Source organism: Pseudomonas sp. TREG-RG-20F-10-E-6-01 (assembly GCF_022662455.1).
Taxonomy (GTDB): domain Bacteria; phylum Pseudomonadota; class Gammaproteobacteria; order Pseudomonadales; family Pseudomonadaceae; genus Aquipseudomonas.
In genome coordinates this window covers 125,562-140,204 of sequence record NZ_JAKNQP010000008.1, presented here as the reverse complement: position 1 = coordinate 140,204, position 14,643 = coordinate 125,562, and the positions used below count along the sequence as shown (strand labels likewise).

Genomic DNA, 14,643 nt, shown 5'->3' with positions numbered 1-14,643 from the left:
GCTCTGACTGATCCACCGCATTCGCGAGCAAGCCCGCTCCCACATTTTGGTCTTCAGCGTTTCATAAACAGCGTCAGGTCAGCTCTACGGGCTGCCGGCGCCCGTACCGGCGCTGCGCATACGACGCCCCGGCAATCATCACCACCAGCACGCCCGCCAACACCGCCGATGAACCGATGGTGCCGAAATCCAGCCCGCCCTTTTCATGGGGCTTGGTGAGGAAATCGCCCAGGGTCGCACCGAACGGCCGAGTCAGCACAAACGCCACCCAGAACAACAGCACCGAAGAAATCTGGGTGAAGTATTTAAGTGCTACCACCACCGCAATGGCCGAGCCGATCAGCAAGGCGCCACCGGCAAAACCCAACCCGGAGTCGTCCGCCAGGAAGTCACCCAGCGCGGTGCCCAAGGTGTTGGAGAACAGAATCGCCATCCAGTAAAACAGCTCGCCTCGAAAGGTCTGGACCTTGTTCACGTTCAGCGAATCACCGCTGAGGTGCCACAACGCGAAGATGATCATCAGGATCACGATCAGGATCATCGAGCCGGTGGCGTACCCGAGGCCCAAGGTGCGGTCCATGAAATCCGACATCGTCGTGCCGGCGGTACTCGTGGACAAAATCACGATCCAGTAAAGCACCGGGTTGTAGGTTTTCGACCAGAGCTGGGTCACCAGGGTGACGAGAAATACGCTGATCAAGATCATCGAACTGATGGCGTAGCCGACATTCAGGGTCATCGACAACAAATCCCCGGCGGTTTCGCCCAGGGTGGTTGCGCAGATTTTCATGACCCAGAACGCCAGGGTGATCTGAGGAAGTTTGTTCATTGTGCGCAAGGCTCCGAAGCTCAGTCGTGCATTGGGCCGACGTATAGGGGGTGTCGACCTGGCGCGCAGACTGAACGGGACGCTGTGAAAAATAGGTGGGCAATCAATGAAAATTCCATCCGGCCAATGGAAATTCGCCGTCATGGATTGCACTATGGCTACCTCACAGCCCCCCGCAGCAGGAACCCCGGCCCATGTCTGACGATATCCATTTCTACGAACCCGCCAATGGCCACGGCCTGCCCCATGACCCGTTCAATGCCATCGTCGGGCCACGGCCGATTGGCTGGATTTCTTCCCACGACCGCGAAGGCCGCCTGAACCTGGCGCCCTACAGCTTTTTCAATGCATTCAATTACATTCCGCCGATCATTGGGTTTTCCAGCGTCGGGCGCAAAGACAGCCTGAACAACATCGAACAGACCGGCGAGTTTGTGTGGAACCTGGCCACTCGCCCGTTGGCCGAACAGATGAACCAGAGTTGCGCGGCAGTATCGCCAGAGGTCAACGAGTTCGAGCTGTCCGGCCTGACGCCAGTCGCCTCGAAAATTGTCGGCGTGCCGCGCGTGGGCGAAAGCCCGGTGTCGTTCGAATGCAAGGTGACGCAGATTATTCAGCTGCAGCGCGCCGACAAAGAGTTGGTGCCGAGCTGGCTGGTGTTGGGCGAGGTGGTCGCGGTGCACATTGCCAAGTGGCTGCTCAAGGATGGGATCTATGACACGGCCGCCGCGGAGCCGATCTTGCGCGGCGGTGGGCCGGCGGATTACTTCCAGCTGGGGCCGCAGGCACTGTTCAAGATGTATCGGCCAGGCGCCACTCAGCGCTGAGTGAAAGGCAAAAAAATGTGGGAGCGGGCTTGCTCGCGAAGGCGGTGGATCAGTCAATATTTTCGGTGACTGACACTGCGCCTTCGCGAGCAAACCCGCGCCCACATTTGGATCGGTGGTGTTGATTAGTCAGCGGCAGGTGACCAGGTCAATTGCCCGTCTTCGTCCACGTCGACCAACCGCTGCAATTGCGCGGCAGCCGCATCGTCGGCGTCGTCAGCGGTCTTGAACGTGTGGCCTTCAAGGATCTTGTGAAACCTGGGGGCGCCCATGCCATCCAGTGCCTTGACGGCGATGGCGGCGCTGTAGCCACCCTCTTCTTCACGCACCAAGGCGGAAACGGCTTCGTGGTGGGCAAACTCTTTACGTGCCATGTTGCAGGTCCTGGCCAATGGGAAAGTCGGCCATTCTAACCTTCTCAACCGGCCAGTTGCAGGTACTCGCCGTAGGCATGCGCCGCGGATGCATCAGTAAAGGTCTGGAAGTCCATGCTGCGCACCACCATGTCGTTCAACAGCTCGGTGAAGACCATCAAGGCGGGCGAGTTGAAGTAGGCGCTCATCGCCTGCTCGCTGCTCCAGAAGCCGCAGATCAGCCACACATCGGGATCCACTTGGGAATGCTGCAACGAGAATTGCAGGCAACCCTGAGCCTGACGGCCCGGTTCGATCAAACTGCTCAAGCGTGCACCGAGTTCGGTGCTGCACCCGGTACGGGCACGGATAAAGGCCATATGGCTCGCGGGAATGGGGGTGGACATGTTCGACTCTCCCGTTGAGAAGTGATGCTCGGCAAGCACTGTGAGAGCGTGCTGCCACAGGATCAAAGATAACGGCGCGGGTGCGGGCGCGGTTAGTCAATTCCTGCCGGCTTATTGCACAATCCTGCCAGAGGCGTAGATAAGACGTTTGGCCCCGGGGGTTTATTCCATGGCCATGTTCAGTGTTTCAGGCAGATGACAGGCACTGCACTTGCCTGATTCGCGACTTATCGCAGGATCAGGCAAGGATTGTGCAGGATCGACGTAACACTTTCTCAAAAGCCGCCGCTAAGCTGATCCCATCAAAAAGCTTGTAGAGGACACGTCATGTCGTCGGAACATAAGTCCATTCCTCTCGATGCCGAGACGGAAAAACAGCGCGCCGAACTCGCCAGCATCGTGCACCGGCATACCTGGGAAGATGGCTCCTACGGCACGGCGATCACCTCGTTGTTCCTCAACCGCCACAACACGCCGCGCGACTTCATGCCGGTGCTGGTGGAACCTGCACTGTGCATCCTCGCCAGCGGCAGCAAGGAAGTACGCCTGGCTGACGAAATCTTCGCCTACGACCCGCTCAACTACCTGGTGTTCTCCGTGGCGATGCCGGTGGCAGGGCGGATCATCGATGCCACGCCGGAAGATCCCAACCTGTCGGTGCGCATCAATATCGACCCGGCCCAACTCACCGCGCTGATCGCCGAGGCCGGGCCGATGGGCGTGCCCTCGCGTCCGACTTCGCGCGGCATGTACGTCGACCGCATCGACACTCAATTGCTTGACGCCGTGCTGCGCCTGGCGCGCCTGCTGGATACGCCCAAAGACATCGCGATGCTGGCGCCGTTGATCAACCGCGAGATTCTTTACCGCTTGCTGCGTGGGCCGCAGGGTTACCGGCTGTATGAAATCGCCGTGGCCAACAGTCAGAGCCATCGGGTGAGCCAGGCCATCAAGTGGCTGAACGGCAACTATGAACAGCCGCTGCGTATTGATGACCTGGCCCGCGAAGTAAACCTCAGCGTCTCGACGTTGCACCACCGCTTCAAGGCGATCACCGCGATGAGCCCGCTGCAATACCAGAAGCAGTTGCGCCTGCAGGAAGCGCGGCGTTTGATGATTGCCGAAGGGCTGGAAGCCTCGGCGGCGGGGTATCGGGTTGGGTATGAAAGCCCGTCGCAGTTCAGCCGCGAGTACAGCCGGCTGTTTGGGGCGCCGCCGCTGCGGGACCTGGCGAGAATGCGCCAAAGTATCTGACCCACCACAAGTATCATTGTGGGAGCTGGCTTGCCTGCGATGGCGGTGGGTCAGGCAGCGAATGTTCGACTGATGCACCGCCATCGCAGGCAAGCCAGCTCCCACATTTGAACCTTGGTGTTCTTTAGTCCAAGGTCCGGGGCAACTGCAATGTGACGCGCAAACCACCCTCGCGCAAATTCTGCAAACTCACCTCACCGCCATGGCTGTGGGCGATGTTGCGCGCAATACCCAACCCCAAACCATAACCCTGCTGCTGCCCGGCCAACCGAAAGTGCGGTTCAAACACCTGCTCCAGCCGCTGCTCCGGCACGCCGGGGCCTTCGTCGTCGACGTGCAGGATAAATTCCGCGCCATCGTCTTCAATGTGCAGATGCGCGTTCTGCCCGTACTTCAACGCGTTGTCGATCAGGTTACCGATGCAGCGCTTGAGCGCCAGCGGCTTGCCTGCATACGGCGCCAGGGCGCGGCCATCCTGGGTGATGCGACCATTGCCGTTGGGCGCCAGGTACGGCTCCACCAGGCAATCAAGGACGTGATTGAGGTCGACCGGCTCGATGTTTTCGTGGATGTCAGTGTCTTTCACGCATTGCAGCGCGCCCTTTACCAGCAGCTCCAATTCATCTAGGTCGCGACCGAACTTGGCTTGCAGGTTCTCGTCTTCGAGCAGTTCCACGCGCAGGCGCAAGCGGGTGATCGGCGTGCGCAAATCGTGGGAAATCGCGCTGAACAATTGGCTGCGCTCGGTCAGGTACCGGCTGATACGTTCGCGCATGGCGTTGAACGCACGGCCCACTTCCACCACTTCGCTGCCGCCGCCTTCGGCCACCGGCTCGACATCCGCGCCCAGGGACATATCACGCGCCGCCCGCGCCAGACGCTTGAGCGGTCGGCTTTGCCAGTGCACCAGCAGGCCGATAAACAACAATAGAAAACCGCTGGTCAGCACGATAAACCACACCTGCTGCGACGGCAGGCCCTGTTCTTCAAGGCTGGTGTAGGGCTCGGGCAACAACGAGGCGATGTACAGCCATTCGCCCGGCGCCAGCTGGATCTGCGTGACCAGCACCGGCGGATTCACCGGTTCCAGGGTCAACGCGTAATGCGCCCAGGACCGCGGCAGTTCATCGAGCTTCAGGCCAGCGTTGAAAATGCGCAGGTCTTCGGCACTGACGAACTCCACCGAGATATGCACGTCGCCGCCCAGGGTCTGACGCAATACTTCGTCTACCGCTTGCAGCACCGCCTGTTTGCGCGGGGTCTGCGGCAATATCTGCATATCCAGAGGTCGGTCGTTGAGGGTCACCACAAAACGGGTGCCGCCCATGCTGCGCAACTGGTCCAGCACCAGCGGGCGGTAGGCCACTGGCAACGAGCGGAAATAACTCACGCTGGCCGTCATCGAGTGCGCCAGGCTGCGGGCGCTCGTGACCAGGCCTTCGAGCTGGGTGGCGCGCAATTGCGAGACCCAGATCACGCTGGACAGTGCCTGGGCGAACAGCACCGCGAGCAAGGTCAGCAGCAACATCCGCCCCAGCAGCGAGCGCGGCACCGGGAAACGGCGGCGGCGTTCGCTTAAATGCTCAGTGGGCATTGCCGGCAACCACGCTGGCTGCCAGTTGATAACCGCTGCCGCGCACGGTGCGGATCAGCCGTGGGGGTTTTTCGGTATCGCGCAGGCGTTGGCGCAAGCGGCTCACGGCCATGTCGACGATACGGTCCAGCGGCATCAGGTCGCGGCCACGGGTGGCGTTGCCAATGGTGTCGCGGTCGAGAATTTGTTGCGGGTGATCGAGAAACAGTTTGAGCAGGGCAAAGTCGGCGCCGGAAAGAATCACCTCTTCGCCGTCCACGTGAAACAGGCGATGGCTGATCATGTCCAGTCGCCATTCATCAAACACCCACACATCGCCGCTGCTGCTGCGTTCCTGGCCGAACTGGGCGCGGCGCAACAGGGCTTTGATGCGCGCTTGCAGCTCGCGCGGGCTGAAAGGCTTGCCGATGTAGTCGTCGGCGCCCAGCTCCAGGCCGATCACGCGGTCGGTTTCGTCGGAACTGGCAGTGAGCATGATGATCGGCACCTGCGCCTGGCGCGGGTGCTGGCGAATCCAGCGGCAGAGGCTGAAACCGTCTTCGTCGGGCAGCATCACATCGAGGATGACCAAATCGCACGGCGCCTCGTTCATCGCCTGGCGAAACCCTGCACCATCCGGCACGCCACGCACCTGGAAGCCGGCGCGACTGAGGTAGGTCTGCAGCAATTCGCGGATTTCCTGGTCGTCGTCGACGAGGAGAATCGATTTACTGATTACGCTCACGGGGTCCTCCTTGTTGTTATGGCCAAGCTTGAGTCATCTGTTGCCCTTGAGGCCCTATCGCATGCAAGCCCGCTCCCACATTTAAACTCATTCCAACTGGATGAATGCGGTTGAATGTGGGAGCGGGCTTGCTCGCGAAGAGGCCATCACTGCCTACGCAAAAGCCTGCTCCAGCGCCACACCCGCCCCAGTCAACCCGGAATACGGCGCGGTCACCAACCACACCGGAATGCCTTTGAAGTAATCGCTCATGCAGCCTTTGTCGCTGAAGCTCTTGGCAAAACCGCTGTTGATAAAGAAGTCGGCAAACCGTGGGATGACCCCGCCCACGATATACACGCCACCGCGTCCACCGGTGGTCAGCACGTTGTTGCCGGCCACGCGGCCCAGCCAGATGCTGAACTGGTTCAACACTTCGATCGCCACCGGGTCCCCGGCCAGGCCGGCTGCCGTAATGGCTTCGGGCGTGTCCAGCACCGGCGTGTGCCCGTCGACCGCGCAAATCGCGCGGTACACCCGTGGCAGGCCGCCGCCGCTCAAGGCGGTTTCGGCACTGACGTGCCCGATCTCGGTGTAGATGTGCTGCCACAGCTGGGTTTCACGCGGGCTGCTCAGCGGCAGGTCAACGTGGCCGCCCTCGCCCGGCAGCGCCGCATATCGGCCTTCGCCCAGGTCCAGCAAGGTGCCGACGCCAAGGCCGGTGCCCGGCCCGATCACCACCGCCGGGCGCAGCGGTTCCGGCGTGCCTTCGCAGACCACGCGAAATTCGTCGGGCTTGAGGCGAGTCATGCCCAGGGCCATGGCCGTGAAATCATTGACCAATAGCAGCTCATCCACCTGCAAGGTTTTACAGAATGAAGCTTTGCTCAGGCGCCAGTGATTGTTGGTGAATTTAAATTCATCGCCACTCACTGGCCCGGCCACCGACAGGCATACCGCGCCGATGTCCCCGATTTCCAGGCCTTCTTCCTTGAGGTAGACCTTGATGGCCTCCTCAGGGCTGTGGTGATCCGCGGTGGCATGCACGCGGATCGAGTGCAGCTCCTGATCCCGCCACAACGCAAAACGGGCGTTGGTACCACCGATGTCACCGACCAGCGCAAGCTTCACTTAAGCGTCTCCAAGGCAGAGGTAAAGGCGCTGGCGCCCTGCTCTGCGGAGCTTGCGGCCAAGCGCATAAATGCAAATAGCTCACGCCCCGCCCCCACGTTGTTGCCCAACAGGCCCGTGGCAGGCGTGCGCGCTGCGAATTCTTCGGCGTCCACCTTAAGCTCCAAGGTGCCGTTCACGCCATCCACGCGAATGATATCGCCATCTTTGACCCGCGCCAGCGGCCCGCCGCTTTGAGCTTCGGGGTTGACGTGAATCGCGGCAGGGATCTTACCCGACGCGCCGGACATACGCCCGTCTGTTACCAATGCCACTTTGAAGCCACGGTCCTGCAATACACCCAGGAACGGCGTCATCTTGTGCAATTCAGGCATGCCGTTGGAGCGCGGGCCCTGGAAGCGCATCACCGCGACAAAGTCTTTTTCCAACTCACCGGCCTTGAAGGCGTCGGCCAGATCCTGTTGATCCTGGAACACCACGGCCGGCGCTTCGACGATCTGATGCTCAGGGGCGACGGCGGAGACTTTCATCACACCACGGCCGAGGTTGCCTTCCATCACGCGCAAGCCGCCTTCCGGCGAGAATGCACGGGCCACGGGGCGCAGGATGGTTTCGTCGAGGCTTTCGATCGGGCCGTCGCGCCAGATCAGCTCGCCGTCGACCAGGAACGGCTCCTGGGTGTAACGGCTCAGGCCCTTGCCGGCCACGGTGTTGACGTCTTCGTGGAGCAGGCCGGCTTCGAGCAGTTCGCGGATCAGGAACGACATGCCGCCCGCCGCCTGGAAGTGGTTGATGTCGGCCTTGCCGTTTGGATACACGTGGGACAGGGTCGGCACCACCTCGGAGAGGTCGGCCATGTCCTGCCAGGTGAGGATGATGCCCGCCGACATGGCGATGGCCGGCATGTGCAGGGTGTGGTTGGTGGAACCGCCGGTGGCGTTGAGCGCGACGATGGAGTTGACGATGGATTTTTCGTCGACGATCTCGCCGATCGGCGTGAAGTTGCCATTGGCTTTGGTCAGGCGCGTGACCTGGTGCGCGGCTTCGCGGGTCAGCGCATCACGCAGCGGCGTGTACGGGTTGACGAACGAGGCGCCCGGCAAGTGCAGGCCCATCACTTCCATCAGCAGCTGGTTGGTGTTGGCGGTGCCGTAGAAGGTGCAGGTGCCGGGGCTGTGGTAGGACTTCATCTCCGATTCCAGCAGCTCTTCGCGGGTGGCCTTGCCTTCGGCGTAGCGCTGGCGCACGTCAGCCTTTTGCTTGTTGGAGATGCCCGAGGGCATCGGGCCGCCTGGCACAAAGATCATCGGCAGGTGACCGTAGCGCAGCGCGCCCATCATCAGGCCGGGGACGATCTTGTCGCAGATGCCCAGCATCAGCGCGGCGTCGAACATGTTGTGGGACAGCGCTACCGCCGTCGACATGGCAATGACTTCACGGCTGAGCAGGCTCAGCTCCATGCCGGGTTCGCCTTGGGTCACGCCATCGCACATGGCAGGCGTGCCGCCGGCAAACTGGCCGACCGAGCCGACTTCGCGCAGGGCCTTTTTGATCTGTTCAGGGAAATGCTCGTACGGCTGGTGCGCCGAGAGCATGTCGTTATATGAGGAAACAATCGCCACGTTGGCGGCGTTCATCATGCGCAGACTATTTTTATCTTCAGTGCCGCAGCCCGCCACGCCGTGGGCGAAGTTGGCGCATTGCAGCTTACCGCGCATCGGGCCGTCGCTGGCGGCGCCGCGAATGAGCGCAAGGTAAGCCTCGCGGGTTGCACGACTGCGGGCGATAAGCCGTTCGGTGACCTCAATTACGCGGGGATGCATGTGTAGAACTCCAGGCTAACGGATGTGGCGACCCTCGTTCCTATGCTGATCAAACGCCCGCAGCTCATGGGATGGCAGGGTGTCGTTTGTATCATCGGACCAGTTGATTCAGGTCACTCGTTGTAGATTGAACAAAATATTGCCACTAAAAAGGCTTGTTTTCTATTTTTATGCGAATAATCTTGTAATTCTTACAACAAATCGACGACAGGCACTTTCCAATGACTCTTCGTATCGCAATCAATGGTTTTGGCCGTATCGGCCGTAATGTCCTGCGCGCACTGTATACCCAAGGCTACCGCCAGGATTTGCAGATCGTCGCCATCAATGATTTGGGCGACAGTTCGATCAATGCCCACCTGCTCAAATACGACACCGTACACGGTACTTTCGAAGCAGAGGTTGCCCACGATCAGGAAAGCCTGACCGTCAATGGTGACCGGATTGCCGTCAGTGCCATTCGCAACCCCGCTGACCTGCCGTGGGCTGCGCACAAGATTGACGTGGTGTTTGAATGCACCGGTCTGTTCACCGACCGTGACAAGGCTGCCGCTCATATTACCGCCGGCGCGCGCAAGGTAATCATCTCGGCCCCCGCCAAAGGCGCAGACGCCACGGTGGTATACGGGGTGAACCATGACATTTTGCGCCAATCGCACCAGATCATCTCCAACGCTTCCTGCACCACCAACTGCCTGGCGCCTGTGGCTCAGGTGCTGCACCGCGAGCTGGGCATCGAGAACGGCTTGATGACCACCATTCACGCCTACACCAACGACCAGAACCTGACCGACGTCTACCACACCGACCCGTACCGCGCGCGCTCGGCCACCCAGAACATGATCCCAAGCAAGACTGGCGCCGCTGAAGCGGTGGGCCTGGTGCTGCCGGAACTGGCGGGCAAGCTGACCGGCATGGCGGTGCGTGTACCGGTGATCAACGTGTCGCTGGTCGACCTCACCGTGGAGCTGAAGAAAGAAGCCACCGCCGAACAAGTCAACGCGCTGCTCAAAGAAGCCAGTCAGCACTCGAAAATCCTCGGCTACAACACCCTGCCGCTGGTTTCCAGTGACTTCAACCATAACCCGCTGTCGTCGATTTTCGATGCCAATCACACCAAGGTCAGCGGCAAATTGCTGAAAGTGCTGGCCTGGTACGACAACGAGTGGGGTTTCTCCAACCGGATGCTGGATAACTGCCTGGCGCTGTGCAACGCGGAGTAAGCCCGGTTTGTGTGGGAGCTGGCTTGCCTGCGATAGCATCACCTCGGTTTGACTCAAATACCGAGGTGCCTGCATCGCGGGCAAGCCCGGCTCCCACAAAAGCACTCGCCCACATTTGATCGGTGCAGGCTCACAGCAATAGCCACTTGCCATTTCCGTTGATGATAAGCATTATCATTAACTGCAAATCGATCTGGTAGCACTGTGAGCCAATCTCGCTTCAACCAAGTCTTTATCACCCAACGGGTGATTCTGCTTCGCACCTTGCAGCGGATGGTGAATAACCACAGCACCGCCGAGGACCTGCTGCAGGAAACCTACCTGCGCGTCACCCGGGCCCTCAGTGAGCGGCCGATCGACCACCTCGAACCCTTCGTCTACCAAACTGCCCGCAACCTGGCGCTGGACCACCTGCGTTCGCGGCGCATTCAAGCCCGCACCTTGCAGGAAGATGTCCCGCTGGACGTGCTGCAAAGTGTCGCCGCGCCCATCAGCACGCCCGAAGACGCCACCCAGGCCGAGCAATTGCTCGAACACCTGAGCATCAGCCTCGGCCAGCTGAGCGCTCGCCAACAGCAGATATTCATCCTCAGCCGCCTGCACGGTTGCAGCTACCAAGAGATTGCCGACCAGTTGCAAGTGTCCTTGAGCACCGTGCAAAAGGAACTGAAATTGATCATGGCCATCTGTGTAGGAGTGGCTGAACGGCTGGATCAGCCTTAAGCTTCAGCCGACAGATATGGCGATCCAGTCTGTAGGAAAGATGAATAGAACGTGGCGAAGACCCGAGGAACACCGTGACAGACCCGAATAAACTGCGCCCCCATGAGCTGGCTCATGAGGTGTTGCAAGACACTGCCATGGACCAGGCCCTCGACTGGCTGATCGTCTTGCAGTGCCCGCAACCCGGGCAGCAAGCGCAGTTCGATGCCTGGCTGGCCAGTGACCCGGCACACGTACACGCATTCAACAAAGCCCAAACCGCCTGGGGCGGAGCGCCAGTGCACAGCGCCGCCGTGGCCCTGGCAGCGCCGCGCAAACCGAGCGTCTGGCGCCGGATAAAACCGCATTGGAAACCCTTGGCCACCGCCGCCGTGCTGTTGATCGGCCTGTTCAGCTTCAGCAACCTGCCCGTGCGCCTGCAAGCCGACCACCTCACCGTCGTCGGTGAACGCCAGCGCGTGCAATTGGACGACGGCTCCAAAGTGCTGCTGAACACCAACTCGGCGTTTTCCAGCAGCATCAAAGACCACCAGCGCATCGCCCGCCTGTACCAGGGCGAGGCGTTTTTTGAAGTTGCGCCCAACCGCGGCCTGCCTCTGGAGATTGACGCCGGGCCGGTGCGCGCCAGCGTAAGCGACACCGACTTCGCCGTGCGCTACCTCAACGGCGAGGCCCAGGTGCAGGTGCAGCGCGGTGACGTCGACCTGAGCAATACCTTCGACGATGCCCGTGTGCGCCTGCGTGCCGGTGAGAGCATCCGCATCGGCCCCAAAGGCTTTGGCCAACCCGCCAAGCTGGATGTGAGCAAGGACCTGGCCTGGGTTCAAGGTCGGCTGGTGTTCGAAAACTGCCCGATGAGCGACGTGCTGGCCGAGCTGCGCCGCTATTACCCGGGCTGGATCATCAACACCAACGACAAGCTCGCCAGTACAGCCGTCACCGGCAACTACCGCCTCGACCAGCCGCTGGACGTGGTGCGCTCGCTGGCGCACATCACCTCGGCCACGCTCTCGGAATATCCGGCGCTGGTCATTTTGAACTAAATGAGAATTATTTTTACTCGATGTTAACCGGCGGTACGTCTCGTTATAGCCAATGCAACTGATTCCTATTTGATTCGGTTCGCAACTATAAGATTCGTACTCCGGAGCGCTCTCGATGTCCTCTCGTTTCAATCGCCGGTCTTCCTCGCCCGTCCTGTCATTGCTGACCGCTGCCATGCTGCTGGCCAGCGCGCCAATCATGGCCGCCACTGCCGCCGAGCCGGTTGCCCGCAGCCACGGCAACTACAATTTCAGCATCGAGCAGCAGCCGTTGGTCTCGGCGCTGAACGCGTTTACCGCCGTGACCGGCTGGCAAGTCGGCCTGCCGGCAGAGCTGGGCCAAGGTGTCTCGTCCCCTGGCGCACGCGGCCCGCTGTCACCCGAAAAAGCCCTGGACCGGTTGTTGGTGGGCACCAACCTGAGCTATCGCAAACTGGGCACTAACAATATCGTGCTGGAAAAACGCGCAGCCGGCAGCGTGCTCAACCTGCAACAGGTGACCATCAGCGCCACGCGTAACGAACAGGACGTCAACAGCGTGCCCAGCACGGTCACTGTGCATGATCGCCAGGAACTGGACCGCCAGAACGTCAACACCATCCGTGAACTGGTGCGCTACGAGCCCAACGTATCAGTCGGCGGCGCAGGCACCCGCGCCAGCAACGCGGGCTACAACATTCGCGGCATCGACGGCGACCGCATCCTCACCCAAGTCGACGGCGTCGAAGTGCCGGACAACTTCTTCAACGGCCCCTACGCCAAGACGCGCCGCAACTACGTCGACCCGGAAATCGTCAAGCGCGTGGAAATCCTGCGTGGCCCGGCCTCGGCTTTGTACGGCAGCAGCGCCATCGGCGGCGCAGTGAGCTACTTCACCCTCGACCCGGACGACATCATCAAGCCCGGCCAGGACGTCGGTGCCCGCCTGAAAACCGGCTACAGCTCCGCCGACGACAGCTGGCTGACCTCAGGCACCGTTGCCGGCCGCGTGCAGGACTTCGACGGTTTGCTGCACTTGAGCCAGCGCAATGGCCATGAAATGGAATCCTACGACGGCAACAACGCCACCGGCCTGGCCCGCACCGGTGCCAACCCGGAAGACGCGCGCACCACCAATATCCTGGCCAAATTGGGCTGGAATTATGGCGATGACAACCGACTGGGCCTGACCTACGAGAAGTTCAAGGATGACCGCGACGTTAACCTGAAAAACGCCGTGGGCGGCCCGTTCATCGGCGGTCGCGGGATGAATTTGTACCGCGCCCGCTCGGGCAACGACACCATCACTCGCGAGCGCTTCGGCCTGGAAAACACCTTTGCCCTCGAGTCGCCGATTGCCGATCGCATCAAGACCAGCCTGAACTACCAGATCGCCAAGACCGACCAGACCACCGCCGAAATCTACCAGGCGGGCCGTCGCGTATTACGCACCCGTGACACGCTTTACGAAGAAAAACAGTGGGTCTTTGACGCCCAACTGGACAAGGCCTTCAACATTGGTGAAACCGATCACCAAGTGACCTATGGCACCACACTCAAACAGCAGAAGGTCACCGGCTCGCGCAAAGGCTCGGCCTCCTGCCTCGCCGTCGGCTCCGGTTGCACAGCCATCGGCGCACCCAGCCCACAAGCCAGCGACAGCGTGAAAAAATCCAGCGACTTCCCGGACCCGACCATCAACACCTACTCGCTGTTCGCCCAGGACCAGATCACCTGGAACAAATGGACCTTCCTGCCGGCAGTGCGCTATGACTACACCCAGCTCAAACCCAAGCTGACCCAGGAATTCCTCAACACCGTAAACCCGACCGGCGCCTACCCGGTCAGCGACAAAGAAAAAACCTGGCACCGTGTAACGCCCAAATTCGGCCTCACCTATGCGCTGACCGATCAATACACCTGGTTCGGTCAATACGCCGAGGGTTTCCGCACGCCATCGGCCAAGGCGCTCTATGGTCGCTTTGAAAACCTTAACCTGGGCTACACCGTCGAGCCGAACCCGAACCTCAAGCCGGAAACCAGCAAGGGCATCGAAACCGGGATTCGCGGCAATTTCGACGAGGGCTCTTTCGACATCGCGGTGTTCTACAACAAGTACCGCAACTTTATCGACGAAGACGCCTCGGTCGCCGGCGGTGACATACAAACCTTCGAAGCCAATAACATCAAGCACGCCACCATCAAAGGGGTTGAAGCCAAGGGCCGCCTGAACCTCGACGCGTTCGGCGCACCGCAAGGCCTCTACACCCAAGGCTCGGTCGGTTACACCTACGGCCGCAACGACGACAACGGCGAGCCGCTCAACAGCGTCAACCCGCTTAAAGGCGTGTTCGGCCTGGGCTACGAGCAAGAGCAATATGGCGCGTTGGTCAGCTGGACGCTGGTCAAAAAACAGAACCGCGTCGACAGCACCACCTTCCACGCACCGGATGGCAGCACCAGTGCGCCGTTCAAAACGCCAGGCTTCGGCATCGTCGACCTGACCGGTTATTACAAAGTCACCCACGATGTGACCATCAACGGCGGCCTCTACAACCTCACCGACAAGAAGTACTGGAACTGGGATGACGTGCGCAGCTACGACGGCGTCGGCGAAGCCGGCGTGACAGCGCCCGCCAACCTCGACCGCCTGACCCAGCCCGGCCGCAACTTCGCGATCAACCTGATCTGGGACATCTGATAGCCCTTCACCCCAAATGCCGCCTCCTCACCTCGCCGGAATTTCACCGGCGA

13 protein-coding genes are annotated in these 14,643 nt (G+C 60.7%); 6 read left to right on the top strand and 7 right to left on the bottom strand.

All coding sequences use genetic code 11. The features are described from left to right. Positions 1–73: 73 nt before the first annotated feature. Positions 74–829 (bottom strand): hypothetical protein, encoded by a 756-nt coding sequence (locus tag L8K08_RS22280; protein ID WP_242199950.1) that lies wholly within the window; start codon positions 827–829, stop codon positions 74–76. Between the two features lie 194 nt (positions 830–1,023). Between L8K08_RS22280 and L8K08_RS22275 the strand changes: the two genes are divergently transcribed. Continuing rightward, complete coding sequence (locus L8K08_RS22275) at positions 1,024–1,656, top strand: flavin reductase family protein (protein ID WP_242199949.1); 633 nt, start codon at positions 1,024–1,026, stop codon at positions 1,654–1,656. Between the two features lie 125 nt (positions 1,657–1,781). Here L8K08_RS22275 and L8K08_RS22270 read toward each other — a convergent pair whose 3' ends face one another. Together L8K08_RS22270 and L8K08_RS22265 are read right to left on the bottom strand one after the other, a co-directional pair. Beyond that, the gene (locus L8K08_RS22270; protein WP_242199947.1) at positions 1,782–2,030 is read right to left on the bottom strand and encodes a hypothetical protein; all 249 of its coding nucleotides are present in this window, start codon (positions 2,028–2,030) and stop codon (positions 1,782–1,784) included. A gap of 44 nt (positions 2,031–2,074) precedes the next feature. Then, positions 2,075–2,416, bottom strand: a complete 342-nt coding sequence (locus tag L8K08_RS22265) for an antibiotic biosynthesis monooxygenase family protein (protein WP_242199945.1) — start codon at positions 2,414–2,416, stop codon at positions 2,075–2,077. A 327-nt stretch (positions 2,417–2,743) separates the two neighbouring features. Here L8K08_RS22265 and L8K08_RS22260 point away from each other — a divergent pair, with 327 nt between their 5' ends. Then, positions 2,744–3,670 carry an AraC family transcriptional regulator gene (locus L8K08_RS22260; RefSeq protein ID WP_242199943.1) on the top strand — a complete coding sequence of 309 codons (927 nt, stop codon included), beginning with the start codon at positions 2,744–2,746 and terminating at the stop codon, positions 3,668–3,670. Between the two features lie 124 nt (positions 3,671–3,794). On the opposite strand, the gene L8K08_RS22255 is transcribed toward L8K08_RS22260, so the two are convergent. The 4 genes from L8K08_RS22255 to edd form a co-directional block, all read right to left on the bottom strand. Next, positions 3,795–5,264, bottom strand: a complete 1,470-nt coding sequence (locus L8K08_RS22255) for an ATP-binding protein (protein WP_214247088.1) — start codon at positions 5,262–5,264, stop codon at positions 3,795–3,797. Further along, on the bottom strand, positions 5,254–5,988 hold the full coding sequence (locus L8K08_RS22250; protein WP_242199941.1) for a response regulator transcription factor: 735 nt from the start codon (positions 5,986–5,988) through the stop codon (positions 5,254–5,256). The genes L8K08_RS22255 and L8K08_RS22250 overlap by 11 nt, the downstream gene beginning before the upstream one ends. Before the next feature lie 153 nt (positions 5,989–6,141). Further along, positions 6,142–7,098, bottom strand: coding sequence for a glucokinase (locus L8K08_RS22245; RefSeq protein ID WP_242199939.1), 957 nt, complete (start codon positions 7,096–7,098; stop codon positions 6,142–6,144). Next, complete coding sequence (gene edd, locus L8K08_RS22240) at positions 7,095–8,921, bottom strand: phosphogluconate dehydratase (protein ID WP_145165418.1); 1,827 nt, start codon at positions 8,919–8,921, stop codon at positions 7,095–7,097. Before edd ends, L8K08_RS22245 begins: the two co-directional genes overlap by 4 nt. A 221-nt stretch (positions 8,922–9,142) precedes the next feature. On the opposite strand from edd, the gene gap reads away from it, so the two are divergent. The 4 genes from gap to L8K08_RS22220 all read left to right on the top strand — a co-directional run bounded on the left by gap (position 9,143) and on the right by L8K08_RS22220 (position 14,590). Further along, entirely contained in the window at positions 9,143–10,144 is a 1,002-nt protein-coding gene (gene gap / locus L8K08_RS22235; RefSeq protein WP_083356951.1) for a type I glyceraldehyde-3-phosphate dehydrogenase, read from the top strand. A gap of 204 nt (positions 10,145–10,348) precedes the next feature. Beyond that, on the top strand, positions 10,349–10,867 hold the full coding sequence (locus tag L8K08_RS22230; RefSeq protein WP_242199938.1) for a sigma-70 family RNA polymerase sigma factor: 519 nt from the start codon (positions 10,349–10,351) through the stop codon (positions 10,865–10,867). A 74-nt stretch (positions 10,868–10,941) separates the two neighbouring features. Continuing rightward, positions 10,942–11,910, top strand: coding sequence for a FecR domain-containing protein (locus L8K08_RS22225; protein ID WP_145165422.1), 969 nt, complete (start codon positions 10,942–10,944; stop codon positions 11,908–11,910). A gap of 115 nt (positions 11,911–12,025) precedes the next feature. After that, positions 12,026–14,590: a TonB-dependent receptor gene (locus L8K08_RS22220; protein ID WP_242199936.1), complete on the top strand. Its 2,565-nt coding sequence runs from the start codon at positions 12,026–12,028 to the stop codon at positions 14,588–14,590. Positions 14,591–14,643: the final 53 nt, after the last annotated feature.